General features: G+C 72.2%; 22 protein-coding genes, 1 pseudogene and 1 riboswitch. Of the genes and pseudogenes, 10 read left to right on the forward strand and 13 right to left on the reverse strand.

The window, feature by feature from the left end; translation table 11 throughout:
- Nucleotides 1-93 precede the first annotated feature (93 nt).
- Nucleotides 94-1,116, forward strand: coding sequence for an adenosine deaminase (locus tag AC07FT_RS26220; protein ID WP_479178323.1), 1,023 nt, complete (start codon nucleotides 94-96; stop codon nucleotides 1,114-1,116).
- Nucleotides 1,113-1,802: a glycerophosphodiester phosphodiesterase gene (locus tag AC07FT_RS26225; protein WP_479178324.1), complete on the forward strand. Its 690-nt coding sequence runs from the start codon at nucleotides 1,113-1,115 to the stop codon at nucleotides 1,800-1,802. Before AC07FT_RS26220 ends, AC07FT_RS26225 begins: the two co-directional genes overlap by 4 nt.
- Nucleotides 1,803-1,884: 82 nt before the next feature.
- On the opposite strand, the gene AC07FT_RS26230 is transcribed toward AC07FT_RS26225, so the two are convergent.
- Nucleotides 1,885-3,339, reverse strand: coding sequence for a gamma-aminobutyraldehyde dehydrogenase (locus AC07FT_RS26230; protein WP_479178325.1), 1,455 nt, complete (start codon nucleotides 3,337-3,339; stop codon nucleotides 1,885-1,887).
- 181 nt (nucleotides 3,340-3,520) lie between these two features.
- Here AC07FT_RS26230 and AC07FT_RS26235 point away from each other — a divergent pair, with 181 nt between their 5' ends.
- Both AC07FT_RS26235 and AC07FT_RS26240 read left to right on the forward strand, forming a co-directional pair.
- On the forward strand, nucleotides 3,521-3,994 hold the full coding sequence (locus AC07FT_RS26235; RefSeq protein WP_254745116.1) for an Lrp/AsnC family transcriptional regulator: 474 nt from the start codon (nucleotides 3,521-3,523) through the stop codon (nucleotides 3,992-3,994).
- Between the two features lie 2 nt (nucleotides 3,995-3,996).
- Nucleotides 3,997-5,358, forward strand: a complete 1,362-nt coding sequence (locus tag AC07FT_RS26240; protein WP_471202056.1) for an aspartate aminotransferase family protein — start codon at nucleotides 3,997-3,999, stop codon at nucleotides 5,356-5,358.
- Nucleotides 5,359-5,436: 78 nt separating this feature from the next.
- Here AC07FT_RS26240 and AC07FT_RS26245 read toward each other — a convergent pair whose 3' ends face one another.
- The gene (locus AC07FT_RS26245; protein WP_479178326.1) at nucleotides 5,437-6,978 is read right to left on the reverse strand and encodes a PucR family transcriptional regulator; all 1,542 of its coding nucleotides are present in this window, start codon (nucleotides 6,976-6,978) and stop codon (nucleotides 5,437-5,439) included.
- A 207-nt stretch (nucleotides 6,979-7,185) separates the two neighbouring features.
- Here AC07FT_RS26245 and AC07FT_RS26250 point away from each other — a divergent pair, with 207 nt between their 5' ends.
- The 5 genes and pseudogenes from AC07FT_RS26250 (at nucleotide 7,186) to AC07FT_RS26270 (ending at nucleotide 13,632) form a co-directional block, all read left to right on the forward strand.
- Nucleotides 7,186-8,652, forward strand: coding sequence for a sodium:solute symporter family protein (locus tag AC07FT_RS26250; protein ID WP_479178327.1), 1,467 nt, complete (start codon nucleotides 7,186-7,188; stop codon nucleotides 8,650-8,652).
- A 55-nt stretch (nucleotides 8,653-8,707) separates the two neighbouring features.
- The gene (locus tag AC07FT_RS26255; RefSeq protein WP_479178328.1) at nucleotides 8,708-10,345 is read left to right on the forward strand and encodes a thiamine pyrophosphate-binding protein; all 1,638 of its coding nucleotides are present in this window, start codon (nucleotides 8,708-8,710) and stop codon (nucleotides 10,343-10,345) included.
- A gap of 231 nt (nucleotides 10,346-10,576) precedes the next feature.
- Nucleotides 10,577-11,221: pseudogene (locus AC07FT_RS26260) on the forward strand (ABC transporter ATP-binding protein); the annotation flags it as partial.
- Entirely contained in the window at nucleotides 11,203-12,438 is a 1,236-nt protein-coding gene (locus AC07FT_RS26265; protein ID WP_479178329.1) for a hypothetical protein, read from the forward strand. The pseudogene AC07FT_RS26260 and the gene AC07FT_RS26265, both read left to right, overlap by 19 nt.
- 75 nt (nucleotides 12,439-12,513) lie before the next feature.
- Nucleotides 12,514-13,632: an LOG family protein gene (locus tag AC07FT_RS26270; protein ID WP_479178330.1), complete on the forward strand. Its 1,119-nt coding sequence runs from the start codon at nucleotides 12,514-12,516 to the stop codon at nucleotides 13,630-13,632.
- A 15-nt stretch (nucleotides 13,633-13,647) separates the two neighbouring features.
- On the opposite strand, the gene AC07FT_RS26275 is transcribed toward AC07FT_RS26270, so the two are convergent.
- The 9 genes from AC07FT_RS26275 to rpsB all read right to left on the reverse strand — a co-directional run bounded on the left by AC07FT_RS26275 (nucleotide 13,648) and on the right by rpsB (nucleotide 23,450).
- Nucleotides 13,648-14,685 carry an ABC transporter ATP-binding protein gene (locus AC07FT_RS26275; protein WP_479178331.1) on the reverse strand — a complete coding sequence of 346 codons (1,038 nt, stop codon included), beginning with the start codon at nucleotides 14,683-14,685 and terminating at the stop codon, nucleotides 13,648-13,650.
- Complete coding sequence (locus AC07FT_RS26280; RefSeq protein ID WP_479178371.1) at nucleotides 14,686-16,299, reverse strand: ABC transporter permease; 1,614 nt, start codon at nucleotides 16,297-16,299, stop codon at nucleotides 14,686-14,688.
- Between the two features lie 113 nt (nucleotides 16,300-16,412).
- Nucleotides 16,413-17,483 carry a thiamine ABC transporter substrate-binding protein gene (locus tag AC07FT_RS26285; RefSeq protein ID WP_479178332.1) on the reverse strand — a complete coding sequence of 357 codons (1,071 nt, stop codon included), beginning with the start codon at nucleotides 17,481-17,483 and terminating at the stop codon, nucleotides 16,413-16,415.
- Nucleotides 17,479-17,583: riboswitch (TPP riboswitch) on the reverse strand. It overlaps the preceding gene by 5 nt.
- Before the next feature lie 51 nt (nucleotides 17,584-17,634).
- Complete coding sequence (rlmN, locus tag AC07FT_RS26290) at nucleotides 17,635-18,741, reverse strand: dual-specificity RNA methyltransferase RlmN (RefSeq protein ID WP_479178333.1); 1,107 nt, start codon at nucleotides 18,739-18,741, stop codon at nucleotides 17,635-17,637.
- Between the two features lie 72 nt (nucleotides 18,742-18,813).
- Complete coding sequence (locus tag AC07FT_RS26295; RefSeq protein WP_479178334.1) at nucleotides 18,814-19,989, reverse strand: phosphatidate cytidylyltransferase; 1,176 nt, start codon at nucleotides 19,987-19,989, stop codon at nucleotides 18,814-18,816.
- A complete protein-coding gene (gene frr / locus AC07FT_RS26300) occupies nucleotides 19,989-20,546 on the reverse strand; it encodes a ribosome recycling factor (protein ID WP_176180391.1) in 558 nt (185 codons plus the stop codon). The genes AC07FT_RS26295 and frr overlap by 1 nt, the downstream gene beginning before the upstream one ends.
- 104 nt (nucleotides 20,547-20,650) lie before the next feature.
- Nucleotides 20,651-21,433: a UMP kinase gene (pyrH, locus tag AC07FT_RS26305; RefSeq protein ID WP_254745138.1), complete on the reverse strand. Its 783-nt coding sequence runs from the start codon at nucleotides 21,431-21,433 to the stop codon at nucleotides 20,651-20,653.
- A gap of 154 nt (nucleotides 21,434-21,587) precedes the next feature.
- A complete protein-coding gene (gene tsf / locus AC07FT_RS26310; RefSeq protein WP_471202037.1) occupies nucleotides 21,588-22,424 on the reverse strand; it encodes a translation elongation factor Ts in 837 nt (278 codons plus the stop codon).
- Between the two features lie 99 nt (nucleotides 22,425-22,523).
- Nucleotides 22,524-23,450, reverse strand: a complete 927-nt coding sequence (rpsB, locus tag AC07FT_RS26315) for a 30S ribosomal protein S2 (RefSeq protein WP_479178335.1) — start codon at nucleotides 23,448-23,450, stop codon at nucleotides 22,524-22,526.
- Between the two features lie 313 nt (nucleotides 23,451-23,763).
- Here rpsB and AC07FT_RS26320 point away from each other — a divergent pair, with 313 nt between their 5' ends.
- Entirely contained in the window at nucleotides 23,764-24,702 is a 939-nt protein-coding gene (locus AC07FT_RS26320) for a peptidoglycan DD-metalloendopeptidase family protein (RefSeq protein WP_479178336.1), read from the forward strand.
- Here the strand turns inward: AC07FT_RS26320 and AC07FT_RS26325 are convergent.
- Nucleotides 24,653-25,195 carry a TetR/AcrR family transcriptional regulator gene (locus tag AC07FT_RS26325; protein WP_471202169.1) on the reverse strand — a complete coding sequence of 181 codons (543 nt, stop codon included), beginning with the start codon at nucleotides 25,193-25,195 and terminating at the stop codon, nucleotides 24,653-24,655. The genes AC07FT_RS26320 and AC07FT_RS26325 overlap by 50 nt on opposite strands.
- Before the next feature lie 93 nt (nucleotides 25,196-25,288).
- Complete coding sequence (gene whiG, locus AC07FT_RS26330) at nucleotides 25,289-26,122, reverse strand: RNA polymerase sigma factor WhiG (RefSeq protein WP_254745141.1); 834 nt, start codon at nucleotides 26,120-26,122, stop codon at nucleotides 25,289-25,291.
- Nucleotides 26,123-26,195: the final 73 nt, after the last annotated feature.

Below are 26,195 nucleotides of genomic sequence, written 5' to 3' on the forward strand. Positions count from 1 at the left end.
TGTCCGCCCATGCTACGGCCTTCGACGGCCCTCCCGAGCACCCCTTTACGATGACCGGAGCCCGCCATGGACAGCCGTCTCCCGGAGGTTTCGTTGACCGATCTCAGCACGTTCATCGCCGGACTGCCCAAGGCGGAACTCCACGTCCACCACGTCGGGTCGGCGTCGCCCCGCATCGTGGCCGAACTCGCCGCCCGGCACCCGGACTCCGCGGTGCCCACCGACCCCGAGGCGCTCGCCGACTACTTCGTCTTCCAGGACTTCGCCCACTTCATCGAGGTCTACCTCTCCGTGGTGGACCTGATCCGGGACGCCGAGGACGTACGGCTGCTCACCTACGAGATCGCCCGTGACATGGCGCGGCAGCACATCCGCTACGCCGAGCTGACCGTCACCCCCTTCAGCTCCACCAGCCGCGGCATCCCGGACACCGCCTTCGTCGAGGCCATCGAGGACGCCCGCAAGAGCGCCGAGGCCGATTTCGGCACCGTGCTGCGCTGGTGCTACGACATCCCCGGCGAGGCCGGTCTGGCGGCCGCCGAGGAGACCGCCCGGATCGCCTGCGACCTGCGCTCCGAGGGACTGGTCAGCTTCGGTCTCGGCGGCCCGGAGATCGGGGTGCCGCGGCCCCAGTTCAAGCCGTACTTCGACCGGGCCATCGCCGCCGGGCTGCACAGCGTGCCGCACGCGGGCGAGACCACCGGGCCGCAGACGATCTGGGACGCGCTCAACGAGCTGCGGGCGGAGCGCATCGGCCACGGCACCAGCGCCGTGCGGGACCCGAAGCTGCTCGCCCACCTCGCCGAGCACCGCATCCCGCTGGAGGTGTGCCCGACCTCCAACATCGCCACGCGCGCGGTCGCCACCCTCGAGGAGCACCCGATCCGGCAGATGGTCGAGGCCGGGGTACTCGTCACGATCAACAGCGACGACCCGCCGATGTTCGGCACCGACCTCAACACCGAGTACGAGGTGGCCGCCCGGCTGCTCGGCCTGGACGCGGCCGGGGTCGCGGCCCTGGCCAAGAACGCGGTCGAGGCGTCCTTCCTGGACGCCGAGGGCAAGGCGCGGCTCGGCGCGGAGATCGACGCCTACACGGCGGTCGCGGGCCGATGACCGCGCCGGGCGGGCGCTGCGTCCCGGTCGGCCACCGCGGCGATCCCTATGTCCACCGCGAGAACACCCTGGTGTCGGTCGCCTCCGCGGTGGCCGCCGGGGCGGGCGCCGTGGAGATCGACGTACGGCTCACCCGGGACGGGGTGCCGGTCCTGCTCCACGACGCCACGCTCAAGCGGCTGTGGGGCCATGACCGCCCGCTGTCCGGGCTGACCGCCGAGGCGGTGCGGGAGCTGACCGGCGGCGGGGTGCCGACCCTGCGGGAGGCCCTGGCCTCGGCCGACTCGGCCCGGCTGCTGATCGACCTGCCCGATCCGGCGGCGGCCCCGGCCGCCGTGGACGCGGTGCGCGCGAGCGGAGCGGGCCACCGGGTGTACTACTGCGGGGCGCTGGGCGCCCTGCGCACCGTGCGCCGTGCCGACCCGGACGCCGAGATCGCGCTGACCTGGACGACGCTGGCACCGCCCCGCCCGGAGCTGCTGTCCGCGCTGCGCCCCCGGTGGCTCAACTACCGCTTCGGACTGGTCTCACCGGAGCTGGTGGCCCGCCACCACGCCGACGGGCTGCTGGTCTCGGCCTGGACCGCCGACACCCGCCGGTCGATGTCCCGGCTGCTGCGCGCGGGCGTCGACTCGATCACCACCAATCGCGTCGGCGCCCTGTGCGCCCTGCTCGACCGCCGCTGAGGACCGACCGCGAAGGGGCACGGACGCGGGATGCGTCCGTGCCCCTCGGGGTCTCGCGGGAACTGCCCGGGATATCGCGGGATCAGCCGTCCAGCGACGTCATCACGTGCTTGATCCGGGTGTAGTCCTCGAACCCGTAGGCCGACAGGTCCTTGCCGTAGCCGGACTTCTTGAAGCCGCCGTGCGGCATCTCGGCGACCAGCGGGATGTGGGTGTTGATCCACACACAGCCGAAGTCCAGGGCCTTGGACATCCGCATCGCGCGGGCGTGGTCCTTGGTCCACACCGACGAGGCGAGCGCGTACTCCACGCCGTTGGCGTAGGAGACTGCCTGGGCCTCGTCCGAGAAGGACTGGACGGTGATGACCGGGCCGAAGACCTCGTGCTGGACGATCTCGTCGTCCTGCTTGAGCCCGGAGACCACGGTCGGCGCGTAGAAGTAGCCCTTGTCGCCGACCCGGTGGCCGCCCGCCTCGACCTTGGCGTGCGCGGGCAGCCGGTCGATGAAGCCGGTGACCTGGGCCAGCTGGTTGGCGTTGTTCAGCGGGCCGAAGAGCACGTCCTCGTCGTCCGGGGCACCGGTCCTGGTCTCGGCCGCGGCCTTGGCCAGGGCGCTCACGAACTCGTCGTGGATGGACTCGTGGACCAGGACGCGGGTGGCCGCCGTACAGTCCTGACCGGCGTTGAAGAAGCCCGCGACCGAGATGTCCTCGACCGCCTTGGCGATGTCGCTGTCCTCGAAGACCACGACGGGCGCCTTGCCGCCGAGCTCCAGGTGGACCCGCTTGAGGTCCTTCGAGGCGCTCTCGGCGACCTGCATACCGGCGCGCACCGACCCGGTGATGGACGCCATGGCGGGCACGGAGTGCTCGACCATCAGCCGTCCGGTCTCGCGGTCACCGCAGACGACGTTGAACACACCCTGCGGATGGCCCAGTTCCGCCAGCACCCCGCCGATGATCTCGGCGATCAGCACGGTGGAGGCCGGGGTGGTGTCCGAGGGCTTGATGACGACCGTGTTGCCCGCGGCGAGCGCCGGGGCGAACTTCCACACGGCCATCATCATCGGGTAGTTCCAGGGCGCGACCTGCGCGCACACCCCGATCGGCTCCCGCCGGATGATCGAGGTGAGTCCGTCCATGTACTCACCGGCCGAGCGGCCCTCGAGCATCCGGGCCGCGCCCGCGAAGAAGCGGATCTGGTCGACCATCGGCGGGATCTCCTCGTCCCGCGTGAGGCCGATCGGCTTGCCGGTGTTCTCGGACTCGGCGGCGATCAGTTCCTCCGCGCGCGCCTCGAAGGCGTCGGCGACCTTCAGCAGCACCTTCTGCCGCTCGCCGGGCACCAGGTCGCGCCACGCGGGGAAGGCGGCCTCCGCGGCGGCCATCGCCGCGTCCACGTCCGCCGCTCCGGAGAGCGGGGCCGTGGCGTACGGCTCGCCCGTGGCCGGGTTGACCACCTCCGTGGTCCGCCCGTCCGCGGCGTCCCGGAACTCTCCGTCGATGTAGTTGCGCAGACGACGCAGTTCGGTGGTCACGTTGCCACCCCTCCTAGTCAGCTGTCTTGATGGGTGAGACGTCCACCCTAATCTGCGGGACGACGCTTTCAACATACCCGCCACACCAGAACAACGGAATCAGTGATCTGAGGGCGCCTGGACGACGAATTTCATCGATTGAGGGTTGCGAGACAGCCGACCCTCGTGCACAGTGAGGGTCGTGGCCACACCTGACAAGAACGGCACGCCGTCGATCGACTCCGTCTCCCTGGCGATCATCGAGCAGCTCCAGGAGGACGGACGCCGGCCGTACGCCGCCATCGGAAAGGCCGTGGGTCTGTCCGAGGCGGCCGTGCGGCAGCGCGTGCAGAAGCTGCTCGACCAAGGCGTGATGCAGATCGTCGCCGTCACCGATCCTCTCACTGTGGGGTTCCGGCGCCAGGCGATGGTCGGCATCAATGTCAACGGTGACCTCGATCCGGTCGCGGACGCGCTGACCGGGATGGACGAGGTCGAGTACGTGGTCGTCACCGCGGGCTCCTTCGATCTCCTCATCGAGATCGTCTGTGAGGACGACGATCACCTCCTCGAAACGATCAACAAGCGGATCCGCACGCTGCCCGGCGTGCGCTCCACCGAGAGCTTCGTCTACCTCAAGCTCCGGAAGCAGACCTATACCTGGGGAACGAGATAGCAATGAGCGCCGACCTCTCCAAGACGGCGTACGACCACCTGTGGATGCACTTCACCCGCATGTCGTCGTACGAGAACTCCCCCGTGCCCACGATCGTGCGCGGTGAGGGCACGTACATCTACGACGACAAGGGCAAGCGGTACATCGACGGGCTGGCCGGCCTCTTCGTGGTCAACGCCGGCCACGGCCGCGTCGAACTCGCGGAGACCGCGTACAAGCAGGCCCAGGAGCTCGCCTTCTTCCCGGTGTGGAGCTACGCCCACCCCAAGGCTGTCGAGCTCGCCGAGCGGCTGGCCCACCACGCCCCCGGCGACCTCAACAAGGTCTTCTTCACCACCGGCGGCGGCGAGGCGGTCGAGACCGCCTGGAAGCTGGCCAAGCAGTACTTCAAGCTCATCGGCAAGCCCACCAAGTACAAGGTGATATCCCGGGCGGTGGCCTACCACGGCACCCCGCAGGGCGCCCTGTCCATCACCGGACTGCCGGGGCTGAAGGCCCCGTTCGAGCCGCTGGTGCCGGGTGCGCACAAGGTGCCCAACACCAACATCTACCGGGCGCCGATCCACGGTGACGACCCCGAGGCGTTCGGCCGCTGGTGCGCCGACCAGATCGAGCAGCAGATCCTCTTCGAGGGCCCGGACACGGTGGCCGCGGTCTTCCTGGAGCCGGTGCAGAACGCGGGCGGCTGCTTCCCGCCGCCGCCCGGGTACTTCCAGCGGGTCCGCGAGATCTGCGACCAGTACGACGTGCTGCTGGTCTCCGACGAGGTCATCTGCGCCTTCGGACGGCTGGGCACCACCTTCGCCTGTGACAAGTTCGGCTACGTCCCGGACATGATCACCTGCGCCAAGGGCATGACCTCGGGGTACTCCCCGATCGGCGCGTGCATCGTCTCCGACCGGCTCGCCGAGCCCTTCTACCGGGGCGACAACACCTTCCTGCACGGCTACACCTTCGGTGGCCACCCGGTCTCGGCCGCGGTCGGCGTCGCCAACCTCGACATCTTCGAGCGCGAGGGCCTCAACCAGCATGTGCTGGACAACGAGGGCGCGTTCCGGTCCACGCTGGAGCGGCTGCACGATCTGCCGATCGTCGGCGACGTCCGGGGGAACGGCTTCTTCTACGGCATCGAGCTGGTGAAGGACAAGCACACCAAGGAGTCCTTCAACGAGGAGGAGACCGAGCGGATCCTCTACGGCTTCCTCTCCAAGGCGCTCTTCGAGAACGGCCTGTACTGCCGCGCCGACGACCGTGGTGACCCGGTCGTGCAGCTCGCGCCGCCGCTGATCGCCGACCAGTCGGTGTTCGACGAGATCGAGCAGGTGCTGCGCGGCGTCCTGACCGAGGCGTGGGCCAAGCTCTGACCCCCGTGCGGGCGGTGCGGGGTCCTCACCCCAAGACCCTCACCCCCGCGCCCCGGGGAACCCTCGACGGCGGCCCCCTCACCGCCACTTGAGGGCGAACCACAACTCCATACGGACGTCCGCGTCGGTCAGGTCCGCCCCCAACAGGGCCGCCGCGCGGGCGATCCGCTGCCGGACCGTATTGCGGTGGACCTCCAGGGCCACCGCGGTACGGTCCCAGCTGCCGTGCAGCGACAGCCACACCCGCAGCGTCTCCAGCAGCGCGGGTGAGCCCTCCAGCGGGGCCAGCAGCGCCCGGCCCAGCGCTCCCGCCTCCGCCGGGTCCACCAGCGAGGCCACCCCGTCGGCCCGGTCCGGCGTGTGCCGCGCGACCGCCTTCCGGCCGGCCACCGCCCTGCGCAGCGCGCGGGCGGCGTCCGCCGCGCCGCGTACCAGTTCAGCGGCGGGTACCGGCGCCCCGGCGCCCAGCGTCCAGCCGGGCTGGGCGCGCACCGGCCCGTCGCCGGGGACCAAGGCGTACAGCTCGTCCCCGGCCAGGTCGACCAGCGGTGTGCCGAGCCCCGCCGCGAGCGCCGCGGCGGCCAGCGGGCGCGGGCCGCCGTCGCCCGCGCGGCCGCGCCGCCGTCCGCGGACGACCGTCCACGTGCCGCCGTCCGCCGCGCCGGCGGACTCCTCCCCCGCGCCCGTCAGGGAGCTCCGGACCAGCCCCGCGACCTCGTCCGGGGCGGCGCCGAGCAGCAGCCGCACCAGAGCCGCGGTCCGGTCGGTCTCGGCGCCGGCGGTCCGGCGCCCGGTGAGGAGTGCGAGCAGGACGACGGCGAGTCCGATGACGGCCCCGTTCGCCCCGTCCGCCGCGTCACGGCGCGGAGCGCACACCCCGAGCGCGAGCCGCCGCTCCGCGTGCCCCAGACCGTAGGCGCTCAGGTGCAGCGGGGCGCCGTCCGCGTCCAGCGCCGTGTCCGCGGCCGAGGACAGCCCGGGCCGCAGCCGGGCGGCGAGCGCGCCCAGCGCGGTACGGGCCGGGAGCGGCGGACGCGGCCCCTCGTCGGCCAGTTCGGCGCCGTCCGGGCCGTGCAGGACCGCCCAGACGCCCAGGTGGCGGCTGAGCCGGCGCAGTACGGCCGGGACGGGGTGCGGGCGGGCGGCGGCCGTGGCGAGGGACTGCTGCGCCTCGGTGATCCGGCGCAGCTCGTGGTGGCGGCGTTCGGCCATGGCGTCCCACACCGCGCTGGCGACGGCCGTGAACGTGGTCTCCCGCGCCACCTCCACCAGCGGCAGCCCGTGCCGGTCGCACGCCTCGGCCAGCGCCCGCGGCACCGTCTGGTGCACCGGCGCGATCCCGAAGCCGAGCGCCGCCGCGCCCGCCTGGACCGTACGGGCGACATAGCGGTCCCACGCGTCGGCGGTGCCCTTCTGGGCCGGGGTGTGCACCCCGGCGCTGAGCAGCAGCTCCCCGCCGAGCAGATACGGCACGGGGTCCTCCATCTCGCTGGTGTGCACCAGGTACACCCAGGTCTCCGTCCCGCGCGGGCCCGCGACCTGACGCAGTCCGAGCGCGGGGTGGGCGAGCAGGGCGGAGAGCGGGACAGGGGCGGTGGGGGGTACGCGGTCGTTCCGCACCAGGGGGCCTCCCCGATGACATGGCTGGATGGTTCCTACATCCCGATGGCCGGGAGTGGAGGAAACGTACACTTCCCGGCCGCCCGGGCGACACCTAGGGTCTCGGTCACTCCCCACAGCGCGATCCGCCTCACCCCGCGGATCCCTCTCCGTCCCCGCCCCGTCTCCCCCCGCTATCCCGGCCCCGCGCCGGACCGAGGAGCACCCATGAGCGCTGTCGACTACACGGTGATCGTCATCTATCTCGCGGGCATGCTCGCGCTCGGCTGGTGGGGGATGCGCCGCACCACCTCCACCAGCGACTTCCTGGTCGCGGGCCGCCGGCTGGGCCCGGTCATGTACTCCGGCACCATGGCGGCGATCGTCCTGGGCGGCGCGTCCACCATCGGCGGTGTGGGACTGGGCTACCAGTACGGGCTGTCCGGTGCCTGGATGGTGCTGACCATCGGCCTCGGCCTGCTGGCGCTGTCCGTCTTCTTCTCGGCGCGGATCGCGCGGCTGAGGGTCTACACGGTCAGCCAGATGCTGGACCTGCGCTACGGCGGCTCGTCCGGGCTGATCTCCGGCATCGTCATGTGGGCCTACACCCTGATGCTGGCGGTCACCTCGACCATCGCCTACGCCACCATCTTCGACGTGATCTTCGGCCTGGACCGGACGGTCGCGATCGTGCTCGGCGGGGCGATCGTGATCTGCTACTCCACGCTCGGCGGGATGTGGTCCATCACCCTCACCGACATGGTGCAGTTCGTGGTCAAGACGGTGGGTGTGCTGCTTCTGCTGCTGCCCATCGCCGTCGTCAAGGCGGGCGGCTTCGGCGCGATGCGGGGCGAACTGCCGGACGGGTACTTCTCCCCCATGGGCATCGGCGCGCAGACCGTCTTCACCTATGTGCTGATCTACTCCTTCGGCATGCTCATCGGGCAGGACATCTGGCAGCGCGTCTTCACCGCCCGCGACGACCGGGTGGCCCGGCGCGGCGGCACCGCGGCCGGGACGTACTGCCTGGTCTACGCCGTCGCGGGCGCCGTCATCGGCACCGCGGCCAAGGTGCTCTACCCCGAACTCGGTTCGCCCGACGACGCGTTCGCGACCATCGTGGAGGACGCCCTGCCGGTGGGGGTGAAGGGGCTGGTGCTGGCCGCGGCGCTGTCCGCGGTGATGTCCACCTCCTCGGGCGCGCTCATCGCCTGCGCCACGGTCGCCAACAACGACATCTGGGCACGGCTGCGCGGACGCACCCTGCGCACCGGCGGCGGTCCGCATGACGAGGTGGCGGGCAACCGGCTGTTCATCCTCATCATGGGAGTCGCGGTGGTCGGTATCGCGATCGCGCTGAACAACGTGGTGGAGGCGCTGACGGTGGCGTACAACGTCCTGGTCGGCGGGTTGCTGGTGCCGATCCTGGGCGGGCTGCTGTGGAAGCGGGGCACCGGCGCGGGCGCGCTGGCCTCGGTCGGGGTCGGCGGTGTCACCGTGATCGGGCTGATGGCGTGGAAGGGCATCCTCGCCAACGAGCCCATCTACGGCGGTCTGCTGGCCTCCCTCGCCGCCTATGTGGTCGTCAGCCTCGCCACCAGGCCGACGGACGCGGCAGTGCTCGACGCCTGGCGCCGCAGGCTGGCCGGGGAGTCCGCGCCCGCCGACGAGCCCCCGGCCCCGGCCCCCGTCTGACCCGTTCCCTCCTCCCCCGTTCCCCTCCTCCCTTCCCGAAAGGCAGTTCCCTCCCATGCACACCGCACCGCGGATGCGTCACGGCGGCGATCTCGTCGTGGAGTCCCTCACCGCGCTCGGCGCGACCACCGTCTTCGGGCTTCCCGGGCAGCACGCGCTCGGGGCCTTCGACGCGCTGCGCCGCTCGGGGCTCGCGTACGTGGGACTGCGGGTGGAGAACAACGCGGGCTTCGCGGCCGACGCGTTCGCCCGGGTCACCGGGTCGGTGGCACCACTGCTGGTGTCCACCGGACCGGGAGCGCTGATGACGCTCGCCGCGCTCCAGGAGGCGGCCGCGGCCTCCGCACCGGTGCTGGCGATCGGCAGTCAGGTGCCGACCGCCGGGCTGGGCGGCGGACGCAAGGGATATCTGCATGAACTGACCGATCAGCAGGCGTCGTTCCGGGATGTGGTGAAGTCCGTGCACACCGTCCGCACGGCCTCCCAGATCCCCTCGGCGCTGGCGGCCGCGTGGACGTCCGCGCTGGAGGCGCCCGCCGGTCCGGTGTGGCTGGAGATCCCGCAGGACGTGCTGCTGGCGCCGGTGGCCGTCCCGCCGGTCAGCGCGCTGCGGGCCGAGCCCCGGCCGCTGCCGCCCCGCCCCGAACTGATCGAGCACAGCGCGGAGTTGCTGCGGGGTGCCGAGCGGCCGGTGATCCTGGCCGGGGGCGGGGTGGTGCGTTCCGGGGCGCGGGAGGAGCTGCGAGCGCTGGCCGAACGGCTGGACGCGCCGGTGGCCACCACCTTCGGGGGCAAGGGCGCCTTCCCCTGGGACCATCCGCTGTCCCTCCAGTCCTGGCTGGAGGACCGGCACACCACCATGTTCCTGGAGGACGCCGATGTGCTGCTGGTCGTCGGCTCCGGACTCGGTGAACTCTCCTCCAACTACCACACGTTCCGCCCGCGCGGCCGGCTGGTCCAGATCGAGGCCGACCTCGGCAAGCTGGAGTCCAACCACCCGGCGCTCGGTATCCACGCCGACGCCCGTACGGCACTCGCCGCCCTGGTCGACGCGGTACCCGCCCGCCCCGCCGGGACCGGCGCGAAGGCCGCGGCGGAGCTGCTGGCCCGGGTGCGGGAGCGGATCGACGGCCAGGGCCTGGAGCTGGAGCAGGGGGTCCTGGCGGCGGTCCGGGAGGCGCTGCCCGACGACTCCCCCAGCTTCTGGGACATGACGATCCTCGCCTACTGGGCCTGGTCCGCGTTCGACCCCCGCGCGGGCGCCCTGCACTCGGCCCAGGGCGCGGGCGGCCTCGGCTACGGCTTCCCCGCCGCCCTGGGCGCCGCCGCCGCGGACCGCACCCGCCCGGTGCTGGCGGTCTCCGGCGACGGCGGGGCGATGTACTCGATCGCGGAGCTGGCCACGGCCCGTCAGTACGGACTGCCCGTCACCTGGCTGATCGTGGACGACGGCGGCTACGGCATCCTGCGCGCCTATATGCAGGACGCCTTCGGCGAGGCGACCGGCACCGAGCTGGCCCGCCCCGACTTCGTGGCCCTCGCCGAGTCGTTCGGCGTCCCCGCGGTCCGTACCACAGCCGGGCGGCTGGCCGAGGACCTGGGCGCCGCACTGGCCGCCCCCGGACCGTCGGTCGTGGTGCTCCCCGCCCAGCTGCGTATGTTCGCCCCCACCCACCTCGCGGACCAGGGCTGATCGGAGGAAATGGGCCCCGCCCGGCGCCGAGCCTAAGGCGCGGCCCTCCTGTCCTGTCCTTACCGTGCCAGTGACCCATTGGCTCCGCGCTCGTTCCCCCAACCGGGGGAACGGGACGATCGCAGGTAAGGCGAGGTGCTCTGGATGGTGGCTCCGCCGGACAACGATGATGTGCTCCGGGCACGCACCCTGTCGTACGCCTACGGCGGTTCGCCCGCCCTCCTCGGTGTCTCCGTCGGCGCGCGGGAGGGGGAGATCCTGGGGGTCACCGGCCCGCGCGGCTGCGGGAAGACCACCCTGCTGCGGTGTCTGTCGGGCCAGCTCGTCCCGGACCACGGCGAGGTGTGGTTCGGCGAGGTCGCCGTGCACCGCCTCCCCGCGCTGGACCGCGAGCGGCTGCGCGGTGCGCGCTTCGGCTGGATCGGCACCGAGCCCCATCTCGTCCCCGAGCTGACCGCCTGGGAGAACGCGGCGCTGCCGCTGCTGCTGAGCGGCACCGCCCGGCGCACCGCCAAGAGCGCCGCCCTCGAATGGCTGGACCGGCTGGACGTCGGCGAGTGCGCCCGGGTCCGCCCGGCCGGACTGGTGCAGGCCCAGCGCCAGCGGATCGCCATCGCCCGCGCGCTGGCCGCCACCCCCTCGGTGCTCTTCGCCGACGAGCCCACCGCGCCGCTGCACCGCGCCGACCGCGGCCAGGTGCTGCGCACCCTCACCTCGGCGGCGCGCTCCCACGGCATCACCGTGGTGCTCGCCACCCAGGACGAGGAGGTGGCCACCCTCGCCGACCGCACGGTCGCGCTGGTGGACGGCCGCCGGGCGGGCTCGTCGCCCGCCTCCGAGGAGGAGGGCAGGGCGGCGTGCTCAGTCTCCGCCTAGCCCGTGGTTCCCGTCCGGCCGTCCTGCTGCGCAGGACGCTGGTCGTCCTCGCCGCCGCGGGCGCCGGCTTCCTGTTGCTGAGCGCGCTCGGGTTCGCGGCCGGCCATCCCACCGAACCCCGGGGCGGGGTGGCACGGCTGCTGTGGTGCCTGGTGCCGCTGGCCGCCACCGTCCATCTGACCGTGGCCGTCGCGCGTGCCGATCCGATCAGCCGCCCGCCGTCCGGACTCTCCGCGGTCGGACTCGGCCCGGCCCGCGCGGCGCTGCTCGCGGCCACCGGCGCGGTGCTGTGCTGCGCGGCCGGATCCGGTCTCGCCCTGCTGACCTTCCTGCACCTGCGGGGCGGGCTCGGCGGCTCCTGGCTGGAGTGGGCGGGCAGCGGCGCGGCGGACCGGGCGCTCGGCGCCGGGCGTCCGCTGCCGCTGGCCGGGGCGATCATCCTGGTGGCGCTGGTCCCGGTGGTCGCGGGCGCGGTGTGCGCGGCGGTGCTGTGGCCGCGGCAGCCCGGCGACCGGCGGACCGCCGCCGAGGCCCGGCGGAGCACCGTGCCGCCGGTCGCCACCGGCGCGGTCGGGCCGCTCCCGGACCGCTCGACCTCCGGTCTGCCCTGGGGCATCGCCCTGACGGCGGCCGGGCTGGCGCTGGAGGCGTACGCGGGCAGCGGTGCGGCACCCCGTCATGACGCCCTGTTCCAGCTGCCCGGAGGGCTGGGCGACACCCCGCCCGGAGTGGTGGGCGGCTGGGCGCTGACCATGGCCGGGCTGGTGCTGGCCGGACCGGGACTGACCCATCTGTGCGGCCGGCTGCTGGCTGTCGGGCGGCCCGGCGCGCTGCGGCTGCTGGCGGGGCGCCTCCTCCAGCAGGAGGCCGGGCTGATCGGCCGCCCGGTCGGGGTGCTGTGCGCGATCGCCTCCTCCGGGTACGCCGTGGCGCGGCTGGACGGCACCGGCTCCGGACGCTCCGGGGACCAGTTGCTCGGCCCGCTCACCGTCCTGGGAGCGGCGCTGGTCGTGGTGTGCGCGCTGGCCACCACCGTCACGGCGGCGCTGGAGGCGCGGGCGGCGCGGCGGCGCACCACCGACGCCCTGCTGCGCCTGGGCGCGCCGGCCCGGCTGCTGCGGGGCGCCGCCGCGGTGCGCGCGGCGGCCCTGGTGGCGGTGCTGTCCCCGCTGACGTGGGCGGTGGCGCATCTCACCACGATGCCGATGAGCCACTGAGACCGGTGGCACCGCCGGGGCGGGGGTGTGATCGCGGAAGCAGACGGTCCGGCGCGGTGTGATTAGCATGTCGCGATGCAGACCGATGACGCTTCCTCCACCGCGCCCGACCGGGAGATCGAATCCCTCGAGGAGTTCGACCGGGTCGTGGCGCGCGGCACGCTGGCCGGTTTCCGGGTCCAGTCCGTCGATCTGACGGACCGTACCTCCGCGCTGCTCTCCACCGGGAGCGCGGAGGCCGTCTTCCTGGGCTGTCCGATGGACCCCGAGGCCGCGGCGAAGGTGCGGGCCGGGGGCGCGCTGGTCTTCCCGCCGGTGCCGGACCTGCCGTTCGATCCGTACCGCGGCACGCTCTACTCCGCGGCGGAGCTGTTCGAGGGCCTGGCCGCGGAGGGTTACGAGGGCACGCCGGACGCGCTGGCCTACACCTGGTTCCAGCGGACCAGGGCCGACGGCGACATCTTCGGCTCGATGCTGCGCGCCGTCCACGACGACGCGGTCTCCGACGCCCTCGACGAACTCCTCGTCGGCGCCCCGGTGGTGGGGGTGATGGGCGGCCACGCGCTGGAGCGCGGATCGGACGGCTTCGCGGGCGCCGCCCGGCTCGGCCGCACCCTGGCCCGGGCGGGGCTGACGGTCGCCACCGGCGGCGGTCCGGGCGCCATGGAGGCAGCCAACCTGGGCGCCTACGCGGCACCGCTGGCCGACCCGATGCTGGACGAGGCACTGGAACTCCTCGCCAAGGCACCGTCGTTCAGCCCGTCCATCGGCACCTGGGCCGAGATGGCGTTCGCGGTGCGGGAGCGCTGGCCGGAGGGCGGCACCTCGGTCGGCATCCCCACCTGGTTCTACGGCCATGAGCCGCCGAACGCGTTCGCGTCGCACATCGCGAAGTACTTCGCCAACGCCACCCGTGAGGACGGCCTGCTGGCGCGGTCCACCGCGGGCGTGGTCTTCCTGCCGGGCGCGGCCGGGACCGTTCAGGAGATCTTCGACAACGCCACGCCGAACTACTACGAGTCGCGCGGTGAGCCGACCCCGATGGTGCTCGTGGACCGCGACCACTGGACGCGGCGGCTGCCGACGTGGCCGCTGCTGGAAGCCCTCGCGGAGGGCCGGCCGATGAAGTCCCGCATCGCGCTGGTGGATTCGGTGGACGAGGCGCCGGACGCGCTGGCGGCACTGCGGGGCTGAGGGGCGGGGCGGGCGTCAGCCGTCCCGCTCCAGCACCACGACCTCCGCCGCCTCGAAGACGGCCCCGACCCGGTCCCCCGTCCCGGGGGCGTCGCGCAGCGCGCAGGACGCCTCCAGGCGGGGGGCGTCGCTTGTCGACGGCCGGAGAACGAGCGCCACGTGGTCCCCGCGGAAGGTGCGCGCGGCCACCGTGCACTCCAGCCCGTCCCGGGGCCCGGTCAGCCGCACCCCGGCGGGGCGGACCAGCAGCCGGCACGCTCCGGGCCGGGTGCCGGACGGTACCGGCAGCCTGCCCCAGGGGGTTTCGGCGACGCCGTCCCGCACGGTCGCCCCGACCACGTTGTCGAAGCCGAGGAAGCGGGCGACGAACTCGCTCACGGGCCGCTGCCACACCTCCAGCGGGGTACCGCTCTGCGCGATCCGGCCGCGGTCCATCACCACCACCCGGTCGGCGAGCGCGAACGCCTCCCCCTGGTCGTGGGTGACCGCGAGCACGGTGGTGCCCAACCGGCCGAAGAGCTCGCGCAGTTCGACCACCAGCCGCTCGCGCAGCCCGCGGTCGAGCTGGCCCAGCGGCTCGTCGAGCATCAGCAGCCGGGGCCGCGGGGCCAGGGCGCGGGCCAGCGCCACCCGCTGCTGCTCACCGCCGGACAGCGAGTCGACGGCGCGCCGCTGGGCACCGGGCAGCCCGACCAGGTCCAGCAGTTCGGCGACGGTGCGCTCGGTCTCCGTACGCCCGGTCCGGCGCATCCGCAGGCCGAAGGCGACGTTGCCGCCGACGTCGCGCTGCGGGAAGAGCTGGTGGTCCTGGAACATCAGGCCCACGCCGCGCCGGTGCGCGGGGACGCCGGTCTGGTCGCGGCCCGCGAGCCACACCCGTCCCGCGTCGGCGCGCTGGAGCCCGGCCACCACCCTCAGCAGGGTGGACTTGCCACTGCCGCTCGGCCCGAGCACGCACACCGTCTCGTGCTCGGCGACCGCCAGGTCCACGGCGGCCAGGGCGTCATGACGGCCGAACCTGACCGACACCCCGTCACAGCGCAGCAGTGTCATTCAGAACTCCCCGGAACGGTCGGTGCGGATGCGTTCCAGCGCCACCAGGGACGCGGCGCAGACCAGCATGAGGATCGTGCTCAGGGCCATCGCCTGGCCGTAGCTGAGTTCACCGGCGCGGCCCAGGAAGCGGGCGACTGCCACCGGCAGGGTCGGCTGGTCGGGCCGGGAGATGAACACCGTCGCCCCGAACTCGCCCAGCGACACCGCGAACGCGAAGCCGGCCGCCACCGCCAGCGCCCGTCCCACCAACGGCAGGTCCACCTCCCGCCAGACGCGCAGCGGGGAGGCGCCCAGCACGGCCGCGGCCTCGCGCAGCCGGTGGTCCACCGCCCGCAGCACCGGCAGCATGGTCCGCACCACGAACGGCACACCCACCAGGGCCTGCGCCAGCGGCACCAGCATCCAGGAGGCGCGCAGATCCAGCGGCGGCTCGTCCAGGGCGATGAGGAAGCCGAAGCCGACGGTGACGGCGGAGGTGCCCAGCGGGAGCATCAGCAGCGCGTCGAAGCCCCGCACCAGCCTGCCCGCCCGCCGGGTGAGGGCGGCGGCCGCGAGGCCGCCCACGACCAGGGCGATGACGGTGGCGACGACCGCGTACCGCAGGGAGTTCCCGACAGCCTCCAGGGGGGCCACGAAGAACGTGCCGCCGCTGTCGGCCGCCGACCGGAGCGCCCGGTAGGAGTCGAAGCCGTAACCGTCGGGCCCGTTGAGCGAGCGTTCCACCAGCACCGCGAGCGGGGTCAGGATCAGCAGCGCGGCGACCGCCAGCACGCTTCCCAGCAGTGCCCACTGCGCCGCGCCCTGGGGGCGGCGGGCGGTGCGGGCCGGATCGACCAGCCGCAGCGCGCCCTCCCTGCGCCGGACGGTCCACGCGTGCAGGGCCAGGACACCGCCGACCGCGGCGAACTGGACGAGGCTGAGCACGGCCGCGGTCGGCAGGTCGAGCAGCTGCGCCGTCTCCCGGTAGATCGCCACCTCCAAGGTGGCGTAGTGCGGGCCGCCGAGGATCTGCACCACCCCGAAGGAGGTGAAGGTGAAGAGGAAGACCATCAGGGCGGCGGCGGCCACGGCGGGCGCCAGCGCGGGCAGGGTGACCCGCCGCCATGCGCTCAGACGGCTCGCGCCGAGCATCCGCGCGGCCTCCTCCTGGCGCGGGTCGAGCTGGGCCCACAGCCCGCCCACGGTCCGTACCACCACGGCGTAGTTGAAGAAGACGTGGGCGAGGAGGATCGCCCAGACCGAGGTGTCCAGCCGCACCCCCCACAGCTCGTCCAGCAGTCCGCCACGGCCCAGCAGCGCCAGGAACGCGGAGCCGACGACGACGGTCGGCAGGACGAACGGCACGGTGACCACGGCGCGCAGCAGCCCCTTGCCGGGGAAGGCGAAGCGGGCGAAGACATACGCGCCGGGAAGGGCGATCAGCAGGGTGAGGGCGGTGGAGGCGGCGGCCTGCCAGGCGGTGAACCACAGGACGTCCACCACGGCCGGGTCGCTCACCACCTCCGGGATCCGGCCGAACCGCCACCGGCCGTCGGTGCGCAGGCCCCGGGTGACGATGGCGGCCACCGGATAGGCGAAGAAGATCCCGAAAAAGGCGAGGGGCACGGCCATCAGGGCCAGCCGCAGCGCCGCACCGCGCGGATCGCGCGGCGGCCTGTCCTCCCGGGACTCCCCGGCGGCCCCGGCGCTCCCGGTGCCCCCGGCGGTCTTCTCGGGGCCGGTTCCTACAGGACGAGCGAGGACCATGCCTTGACCCACGGCTCACGGTTCTTGGCGATCTTCTGCGGGGAGAGGGTCGCCGGGTCGGCGATCTCGACCCCGTACCGGGCGAAGAGCTCCGGCAGCTTGACGTCCTCGCGCGCCGGGTTGACGTACATGCTCAGCGGGACGTCCCCCTGGAACCGCTTGCTCAGCAGGAAGTCCAGCAGCGCCTTGCCGCCCTTGGTGTTGGACGCGCCGTTCAGCAGCCCGGCGAATTCCACCTGCCGGAAACAGGTTCCCGTGGCCACCCCGGTCGGAGCCTTGGCGGGCTTGGTCTTGAGGTCCGCCACCCCGGCGGGCGGGCTGGACGCGTAGGAGACGACGAGCGGCTTGTCGCCCTTGCCACCGCCGGAGAAGCGGTCGAAGTACGCCTGCTCCCAGCCGTCGACGACCTCGACCCCGTTGGCCCGCAGCTTCTTCCAGTAGCCCTTCCAGCCCTCGTCGCCGTACCGGGCGGCGGTGCCGAGCAGGAAGCCGAGTCCGGGGGAGGACGTGGCCGCGTTCTCGGTGACCAGCAGGTTCTTGTAGGCGGGCTTGGTGAGGTCCGCGAAGGTCCGCGGCGGCGCCAGCTTCTTCTCGGCGAAGTACGCGCGGTCGTAGTTGACGCAGATGTCGCCGTAGTCGACCGGGGTGACACGGTGCCGGCCGGCGTCCAGCTGGAACGCGGCCGGGACCTTGTCCAGGCCCTTGGCCCGGTACGGCGTGAACAGGTCGTGGTCGAGGGCGCGGGAGAGCAGGGTGTTGTCGACACCGAAGAAGACATCGCCCTGCGGGTGGTCCTTGGACAGGATGGCCTGGTTGACGGCCGAGCCCGCGTCGCCGCCGGTCTGTCTGCGCACCTTGTAGCCGGTCTTCTCGGTGAACTCCGCGAGCACCGCCTTGGAGACCGCGAAGGAGTTGTGCGAGACCAGGGTGACGGTCTTGGAATCGGCGCCGCCGGAGCCCCCGGAGTCCTCACCGCAGCCCGCGAGGGCTATGAGGCCGAGCGAACCGAGGAGGGCCGTGCCGATGGCACGCCGGAGGTGGCTGTTCATGCTGATGCTGACTCCCTACGCCGGTATGACCCGGATCAGGTCCGAGGGTCTGCGGCCGTGCCGCACTCTCAGCGCCCTGGGCGCTCCCCTGTCGGAATGTTCATTTGTACGACGGTGCGATGTTTCGCGAAGGCACCGTATCAGCCGCCGTTCAGCGCTCCGTGGCCGCCAGCTGCCCGCAGGCCCCGTCGATCTCCTGCCCCCGGGTGTCCCGGACGGTCACCGGCACACCGTGCGCCTCCAGGGCCGCCACGAACGCCTTCTCGTCCTCGGGACGGGAGGCCGTCCACTTGGAGCCGGGCGTGGGGTTGAGCGGGATGAGGTTGACGTGCACCCGGCGGCCCTTGAGCAGCCGCCCGAGCAGATCGGCCCGCCACGCCTGATCGTTGATGTCCTTGATCAGGGCGTACTCGATGGAGATCCGGCGGCCGGACTTCTCCGCGTACTCCCACGCGGCGTCCAGGACCTCGCGGACCTTCCAGCGGGTGTTGACCGGAACGAGGGTGTCGCGCAGCTCGTCGTCGGGGGCGTGCAGGGAGACCGCGAGCCGGCACTTGAAGCCCTCGTCGGCGAAGCGCAGCATCGCCGGAACCAGCCCGACGGTGGAGACGGTGATCCCGCGCTGGGACAGGCCAAGACCGTCCGGCTCGGGGTCGGTGAGCCTGCGGATGGCACCGACCACCCGGTTGTAGTTGGCCAGCGGCTCGCCCATGCCCATGAAGACGATGTTGGACAGCCGGGCCGGACCGCCGGGGATCTCACCGTCCCGCAGGGCCCGCATCCCGTCGACGATCTGGTGCACGATCTCGGCGGTGGACAGATTGCGGTCCAGACCCGCCTGGCCGGTGGCGCAGAACGGGCAGTTCATCCCGCAGCCCGCCTGTGAGCTGATGCACATGGTGACCCGGTCCGGGTAGCGCATCAGCACGGACTCCACGAGCGTGCCGTCGAACAGCCGCCACAGGGTCTTGCGGGTCGTGTCGTCGTCACAGCTGATGTGACGCACCACGCTCATCAGTTCCGGGAGCAGCTCGCCGGCCAGCTTCTCGCGCGAGGCGGCGGGGATGTCCGTCCACTGGGCCGGATCGTCGGTGTACCGCGCGAAGTAGTGGCGCGACACCTGACCGGCCCGGAAGGGCTTCTCCCCCAGGGCCGAGACGGCCTCGCGGCGCTCGGCGGGGGTGAGGTCGGCAAGGTGCCGCGGGGGCTTCTTGGCCCCGCGCGGCGCGACGAAAGTGAGTTCTCCGGGCTTAGGCATGGTTCACCCAGTGTCGCAGACGTACGAAGGGCCCCGCGCCGCCCGGGGCGCGGGGCCGCTCGGCGGGGGCGGTCAGCCTCCGCCGACGAAGATCACCAGCAGCAGCCACACCACCGGCGCGGTGGGCAGCAGCGAATCCAGCCGGTCCATGATCCCGCCGTGGCCGGGCAGCAGCTTGCCCATGTCCTTGATGCCCAGATCGCGCTTGATCATGGATTCACCGAGGTCACCGAGGGTCGCGCTGACCGCGACGGCCAGGCCGAGCAGCAGCCCCTGCCACCACGCGCCGCCGTCGATCAGGAACTGCATGCACAGCGCGCCCGCGACCATGGCGAACGCCACCGCGCCCATCAGCCCCTCACGGGTCTTCCCCGGGCTGATCCGCGGCGCGAGCGGATGCTTGCCGAAGCGCCAGCCGACCGCGTAGGCGCCGGTGTCGCTCACCACGGTCAGCAGCAGGAAGATGAGCACCCGCCACGCACCGTCGTCGGTGTCGAGCATGAGGGCCACGAAGGTGGCGAGGAACGGTACGTAGAAGGCGGCGAAGACACCGGCCGTGACGTCCCTGAGGTAGTTGTCCGGCGGTTCGGTCATCCGCCACACCAGCACCGCGAGGGCCGTGAGCGCCACCGCCACCCAGGCGCCCTGGGCGCCGCGCACATATCCCGCGACGACCATGGCGACGCCGCCGACGGCGAGCGGCGCGAGCGGCACCCGGATGTCCTTGCGCTCGGCCAGCCGTGAGGTCAGCTCCCAGAGCCCGACGACCACGGCGACCGCTATGACGCCGATGAACACGGGCTTGTAGATGAAGAGCGAGGCCACGATGACCACACCGAGGCCGACGCCCACCCCTATCGCGGCACGCAGGTTCCGGCCCGCGCTCTTCTTCGCCTGCCCGCCACCGGTGCTCCGCGCGCCGTCGGAGCGCGCCGGATCGGGTGCGGGGCCGGAAGGCGTCGGAGGACGCCCGGCGGGCTGCCCGGGGCCGGGCCGCCGCTCCCGCTCGTCGCGGAAGAGGGGACCGCCCGGTCCGGCGGCCCCCCGGTCACGGTCGGCGGCATCGCCGGGTTCGCCGCCTGCGTGCGGCACGGTGGGCATGGGGCGAGTGTGCGCCGCTTCGCCCACCTCGTGCACGGGACCCGCCGAAGAAGGGGGCACCTCCCAGCCGTAGCCGGGGGAGGTGCCCTGATCGGCGGGACCCCAGAGTCCGGCGCGCGGCGGGGCCCCCCAGGAAGAGTCGTTCATCAGACCTCGAGCAGCTCGGCTTCCTTGTGCTTGAGCAGCTCATCCACCTGCGCGACGTACTTCGCGGTGGTGTCGTCGAGCTCCTTCTCGGCGCGCCGGCCCTCGTCCTCGCCGACCTCGCCGTCCTTGATCAGCTTGTCGATGGACTCCTTGGCCTTGCGGCGGACGCTGCGGATCGAGATCTTCGCGTCCTCGCCCTTGCCCTTGGCGACCTTGATGAACTCCTTGCGGCGCTGCTCGGTGAGCTCCGGGAACACCACCCGGATGATATTGCCGTCGTTGCTGGGGTTGACGCCAAGGTCGGAGTCGCGGATCGCCTGCTCGATGTTGCGCAGCGCGCTCTTGTCGAACGGGGTCACCACGGCCATCCGCGGCTCCGGCACCGAGAACGACGCCAGCTGGTTGATCGGCGTCAGCGCACCGTAGTAGTCCGCCACGATCTTGTTGAACATCGCCGGGTGCGCACGCCCGGTGCGGATCGCGGCGAAGTCCTCCTTGGCGACCACAACGGCCTTCTCCATCTTCTCCTCGGCCTCGAGGAGGATCTCTTCGATCACCACTTGCTCCTGGTGTTATCCGTAGGCAGAGCCTCGCCCCTGCGTGCGTCTTCTCCTGCACGGTGTCCGACCGGCAGGCCGTTGTCCATCCCCCGTTCGAGCCGTCAGGCCCGGGAGCCCTGGTCGCTCACGAGCGTGCCGATCTTCTCACCCTTCACCGCACGCGCGATGTTGCCCTCGGCAAGGAGTTCGAACACCAGGATCGGCAGCTTGTTGTCGCGGCACAGGGTGATCGCGGTGGCGTCGGCGACCTTGAGATCGCGGGTGATCACCTCGCCGTACTCCAGCGCGTCGAACTTCACCGCGTCCGGATTGCGGGCCGGGTCGGAGTCATAGACCCCGTCGACCCCGTTCTTGCCCATGAGCAGGGCTTCGGCGTCGATCTCCAGGGCGCGCTGGGCGGCGGTGGTGTCCGTGGAGAAGTACGGCATGCCCATGCCCGCGCCGAAGATGACCACGCGCCCCTTCTCCAGGTGGCGCACCGCCCGCAGCGGAATGTACGGCTCCGCGACCTGGCCCATGGTGATGGCGGTCTGGACCCGGGAGTCGATGCCCTCCTTCTCCAGGAAGTCCTGGAGCGCCAGGCAGTTCATGACCGTGCCGAGCATGCCCATGTAGTCCGAGCGCGCCCGGTCCATCCCGCGCTGCTGGAGCTCCGCCCCGCGGAAGAAGTTGCCGCCGCCGATGACGATCGCGATCTCCGCGCCGTCCCGGACCACGGCGGCCACCTCGCGCGCGATGGCGTGCACGACATCGGGGTCGACACCGAGTCCCCCGCCTCCGGCGAACGCCTCGCCGGACAGCTTCAGCAGGAACCGGCCATGTGGGGCTGTGCCGCGCGCGTGCTTGTCGTCGGCGGCCTGTTTGGCGTCCGCGCCGTGATTCATTGGAGATCTCCTCGTGCACATACGAAGAAGGCCATTGCCGGACGGTCCTGGTACGACCTCTGCGGCAATGGCCTCCTCGTCACATCTGCGGCCGACCGGTTGACGGTTGGCTGCCTACGACCCTATCGGGGTCGCCGGTCATTCGCTGCTCGGCTCAGACGCCGACGCGGAAACGGGCGAAGCGCTTCAGCGAGACACCGGCCTCGTCCAGAACCTTCTGGACGGTCTTCTTGTTGTCCTTGGCGAACGCCTGGTCGACCAGGACGTTCTCCTTGAAGAAGCCGGTGACGCGACCCTCGACGATCTTCGGCAGGGCGGCCTCGGGCTTGCCCTCCTCGCGAGCGGTGGCCTCGGCGACCCGGCGCTCGTTCTCGACGGTCTCGGCGGAGATCGCGTCGCGGCTGAGGAACTTCGGCGCGAAGGCGGCGATGTGCTGCGCGATGTCCTTGGCGACCTCGGCGTTCTCCTTGTCCAGCTCGACCAGGACGCCGACCTGCGGGGGCAGGTCCGGGCTGGTGCGGTGCATGTACGCGGCGACGTAGCCGCCGGAGAACTGCGCGAAGCGGTCGAGGACGATCTTCTCGCCGAGGGTGGCGTTGGCCTCGTCCACGAACGCCTGGACGGTCTTGCCGGACTCGATCTCGGAGGCGAGCAGCGTCTCCAGGTCGGCCGGGGAGGTCTTGGCGACGTGCGCGGCGATCGCGTCGGCGACGGCGACGAACTTGTCGCCCTTGGCCACGAAGTCGGTCTCGCACTTCAGCTCGACCAGGACGCCGGAGGTCTTGTCGTCGGCGATCAGGGAGACGACGGCACCGTTCTCGGCGCTGCGGCTCTCGCGCTTGGCCACGCCCTTCTGGCCCTTGACGCGCAGGATCTCGACGGCCTTGTCGACGTTGCCCTCGGCCTCGTCCAGCGCCTTCTTGCAGTCCATCATGCCGGCGCCGGTCAGCTCACGGAGCTTCTTGACGTCAGCGGCGGTGAAGTTCGCCATGATCTGTGAATCTCTTCTCGAAAGTCGAAAGCTCTACGGGTGAACGGCGGGGGCGGCGCCTGCGCACCATCCCCCGCCGTCGTACACCGTCTGCGTGGATCAGCCCTGCTCGGCGCCCGCGGCCGGGGTCTCGGCAGCAGCCTCGGCCGGCTTCTCGGCGGCAGCCTCGGCGGGCTTGTCGGCGGCAGCCTCGGCCGGCTCCTCGCCGGCGGCCTCGGCCGGCTTGGCAGCCTCGGGCTCGTCGGCCTTCTTCTCGCCCTCGAGCAGGTCACGCTCCCACTCGGCCAGCGGCTCGCCCGCGGCCTTGTCGGCCTTCTCGTCACCGGTGGCGACGCCGGAGCGGGCGATGAGGCCCTCGGCGACGGCGTCGGCGATCACGCGGGTGAGCAGGGTGACGGAGCGGATCGCGTCGTCGTTGCCCGGGATCTTGTAGTCGACCTCGTCGGGGTCGCAGTTGGTGTCGAGGATCGCGACGACCGGGATCCGGAGCTTGCGCGCCTCACCGACGGCGATGTGCTCCTTCTTGGTGTCCACGATCCAGACGGCGCTCGGCACCTTCTGCATCTCGCGGATACCGCCGAGGGTCTTCTCCAGCTTGGCCTTCTCGCGGGAGAGGACCAGGAGCTCCTTCTTGGTGAGGCCGGAGGCGGCCACATCCTCGAAGTCGATCTGCTCGAGCTCCTTCAGGCGCTGCAGACGCTTGTAGACGGTCGAGAAGTTGGTGAGCATGCCGCCCAGCCAGCGCTGGTTGACGTACGGCATGCCGACGCGGGTCGCCTGCTCGGCGATGGCCTCCTGCGCCTGCTTCTTCGTGCCGACGAACATGATGGAGCCGCCGTGCGCGACGGTCTCCTTGACGAACTCGTAGGCGCGGTCGATGTACGACAGCGACTGGAGCAGGTCGATGATGTAGATGCCGTTGCGCTCGGTGAAGATGAAGCGCTTCATCTTCGGGTTCCAGCGGCGGGTCTGGTGCCCGAAGTGGACGCCGCTCTCCAGCAGCTCCCGCATCGTGACGACGGCCATGGCCGTACTCCTTGAGGTACTCGGTTCCGCGGTGACCGGGCGGCCGCCGCGCCTGACGCCCCGGCGCGCCTGCCACGGACGGGGCCTTGAGGGGCTCGTCCGAGGACCGAGGGGCGCGGCCGCCGTGCTGTCCGATGGGAGATCGGGGCACCGGTGGCGGGGCGTGCGAAGTCGATCCGGTGACCCGGATCGCCATAAGAAGTGTACGGGACCGGTGCGGTGCCGGGTGACGGCGCTGTCCACAACCAGTGAGTAGTACCCGGATCCGATCCATGATCCACCCGATCCGGGTTCCCGGGACACGGTGGGAGGCATGCGAAGGCTTGTGGTGTGGTGGGCGCTCGCCCTGTGCGTCCTGATGTGGTGGCCCGCGGCGGCGGCCGCCTCCGGCCCGGCGCCGGGGAGGGCGATGGGGCCGGGAGCGGTCGCGGATTCGGGCTCGGATTCGGGCTGGGATTCGGGCTCGGATTCGGGCTCGGATTCGGTGGCCGCCCCGGCCGGGCACGGGACGCCGGGGAGTGGTCTCGGGCGAGCGGTTCCCGCCGACCACGCTCCGGGGCGGGACGGGCCCGCCGATGATCACGGTGAGGGCGGGCGGGCGTGGCCGGTGGACGGTCCGGGAGCGGCGCGGCCCACCGTACTGAGGGGCTGGCGGCCACCTCCGGTGCCGTGGGCCGCCGGGCACCGCGGTGTCGATCTCGCGGCGCGCGCGGGGCAGCGGGTGCGGGCGGCGGCCGCGGGGCGCGTGACGTTCGCCGGTCCGGTCGCGGGCCGCGAGGTGCTCACCATCGAACTGTCCGGGACCGGCACACCTCCCCTGCGGACGACCTATGAGCCGGTGCGCGCGCTGGTGAAGAAGGGCGAGCGCGTCGCGGCCGGACAGGTGGTCGGGGTGGTGCGGCCGGGGCCCTTCCACTGTCCGGAAGGCTGTCTGCACTGGGGGCTGCGGCGCGGGGACCGCTATCTCGACCCGCTGTCGCTGCTGCCGCCGTGGATGCTGCGCGGCGGGCCGTCCCGTCTGCTTCCGGTGTTCGGCGTCCCGGACGCCCCGGCGCCCGCCGCGGCGATCTCCCCCGCCGGATGGGCCGGCCTCCTGCCGGCCACACTCCTGGCCGCGGCCTCCGCCTGGGCCCACTGCCGTCTGCGGCCAGGCGACGGACGCCGCAGCGGGGTACGGGCGGGCCGCCGCGCGGCCGCGCGGGTCAGTGGCGGGCGACGCCGTTCAGGGCCATGGCGACCGCGGCCTCAGTGATCGCCTCGGGGTCCTCGGCCGCGCCGAGCTCGATACGGCGGACCGCCGCGTCCACGACCCCCTGGAGGAGCATGGCCGTCAGCCGGGGCTGCTGGTGGCCCAGGGCGCCGAGGGCCTCGACCACCATGGCGATCAGCCCACCGTGCGCGGCGCGGATCTTCTCCCGGGCTCCGGCGTCCAGCTCACCGGCCGAGATGGCCACCACGGCCCGGTGGCGGCGGTCGCCGACGAGCGCCAGCTGCTGTCGGACATACGCTTCGATCTTCACTTCGGGGGTGTCGGCCCGCTCCATGGCGGCCTCGACCTCGGCGGCCCAGACCGGGAAGTCGACGGCGCACAGCTCCTCGACCACGGCCGCGCGGGAGCGGAAGTATTCATAGACGGAGGACCGCGCGAGGCCCGTGCGCTCGGCGAGGGCGGGGAAGGTCAACGCCTCCGTACCACCCTCGGACAACAGGGAGCGGGCGGCCTCCAGCAGGGCGCCGCGCTGCATCGTCCGGTGCTCGGCCACTGAGGCCGCTCGAATCCTGGGCACCCGACCACTGTACGAAAAAGGCCGCCGCGGAGGCGATGGTGGAGGGACGATTCAGCGTCCGACGTCGGCGAGTTTCGCCCGCAGCTGGAGCACCGACTTGGTGTGGATCTGGCTGACCCGGCTCTCCGTGACCCCGAGGACCTGGCCGATCTCGGCGAGGGTGAGGCCCTCGTAGTAGTAGAGGGTGACCACGGTCTTCTCCCGTTCGGGAAGGGTGTTGATGGCGCGGGCGAGCAGTCTGCGCAGCTCACGGTCCTCGGCCACCTCGACGGGGTTGTCCGCGGCGGTGTCCTCGAGGGTGTCCATGAGGCTGAGCCGGTCGCCACCCTCACCGCCGACGTGCAGCAGCTCTTCCAGGGCGACCACATTGGCCAGGGACAACTGGCTGAAGACCCCGTGCAGTTCATCCAGGCCGATGTCCATCTCGGCGGCCACCTCGGCCTCCGAGGGGGTGCGGCGCAGCGCCGCCTCGAGAGTGGCGTATGCCCGCTCGACCGCCCTGGCCTTCTGGCGGACCGAGCGCGGGATCCAGTCCAGCGCCCTGAGTTCGTCGATCATCGCGCCCCGGATCCGGGTGATCGCGTAGGTCTCGAACTTGATGGACCGCTCGGGGTCGAACTTCTCGATGGCGTCGATGAGTCCGAAGACGCCGGACGAGACGAAGTCCGCCTGTTCGACATTGGAGGGCAGGCCCACGCTGACCCGCCCGGCCACATATTTCACCAGGGGCGAGTAGTGCAGGATCAGCTGCTCCCGCAGCCGGCCGTCGCCCGTGGTCTTGTACGACCGCCACAGCTCGTCGAGCGAAGACGGTGCGGCCGGCCGCACCGCGCCGTGGGCAGCGGTCGGCGCCGTGCGGTCAGACCCGGAGATGTGCTGGGGCATTCGTCGCCTTGAGCCGTTCTGCCATGACATGGGTGAGGACGTGCGCTTCCGCCGGAAACCCTGTGAGCGTAGC

It is taken from the genome of Streptomyces sp. NPDC045899 (assembly GCF_056431485.1).

Bases quoted from the DNA above. Each gene is read 5' to 3' on its own strand.
- AC07FT_RS26225 (WP_479178324.1), top strand. From the start codon at position 1,113: ATGACCGCGCCGGGCGGGCGCTGCGTCCCGGTCGGCCACCGCGGCGAT.
- AC07FT_RS26240 (WP_471202056.1), top strand. From the start codon at position 3,997: ATGAGCGCCGACCTCTCCAAGACGGCGTACGACCACCTGTGGATGCAC.
- AC07FT_RS26250 (WP_479178327.1), top strand. From the start codon at position 7,186: ATGAGCGCTGTCGACTACACGGTGATCGTCATCTATCTCGCGGGCATG.
- AC07FT_RS26255 (WP_479178328.1), top strand. From the start codon at position 8,708: ATGCACACCGCACCGCGGATGCGTCACGGCGGCGATCTCGTCGTGGAG.
- AC07FT_RS26270 (WP_479178330.1), top strand. From the start codon at position 12,514: ATGCAGACCGATGACGCTTCCTCCACCGCGCCCGACCGGGAGATCGAA.
- AC07FT_RS26275 (WP_479178331.1), bottom strand. From the start codon at position 14,685: ATGACACTGCTGCGCTGTGACGGGGTGTCGGTCAGGTTCGGCCGTCAT.
- AC07FT_RS26280 (WP_479178371.1), bottom strand. From the start codon at position 16,299: ATGGCCGTGCCCCTCGCCTTTTTCGGGATCTTCTTCGCCTATCCGGTG.
- AC07FT_RS26285 (WP_479178332.1), bottom strand. From the start codon at position 17,483: ATGAACAGCCACCTCCGGCGTGCCATCGGCACGGCCCTCCTCGGTTCG.
- rlmN (WP_479178333.1), bottom strand. From the start codon at position 18,741: ATGCCTAAGCCCGGAGAACTCACTTTCGTCGCGCCGCGCGGGGCCAAG.
- AC07FT_RS26295 (WP_479178334.1), bottom strand. From the start codon at position 19,989: ATGAACGACTCTTCCTGGGGGGCCCCGCCGCGCGCCGGACTCTGGGGT.
- pyrH (WP_254745138.1), bottom strand. From the start codon at position 21,433: ATGAATCACGGCGCGGACGCCAAACAGGCCGCCGACGACAAGCACGCG.
- tsf (WP_471202037.1), bottom strand. From the start codon at position 22,424: ATGGCGAACTTCACCGCCGCTGACGTCAAGAAGCTCCGTGAGCTGACC.
- rpsB (WP_479178335.1), bottom strand. From the start codon at position 23,450: ATGGCCGTCGTCACGATGCGGGAGCTGCTGGAGAGCGGCGTCCACTTC.
- AC07FT_RS26320 (WP_479178336.1), top strand. From the start codon at position 23,764: ATGCGAAGGCTTGTGGTGTGGTGGGCGCTCGCCCTGTGCGTCCTGATG.
- AC07FT_RS26325 (WP_471202169.1), bottom strand. From the start codon at position 25,195: ATGCAGCGCGGCGCCCTGCTGGAGGCCGCCCGCTCCCTGTTGTCCGAG.
- whiG (WP_254745141.1), bottom strand. From the start codon at position 26,122: ATGCCCCAGCACATCTCCGGGTCTGACCGCACGGCGCCGACCGCTGCC.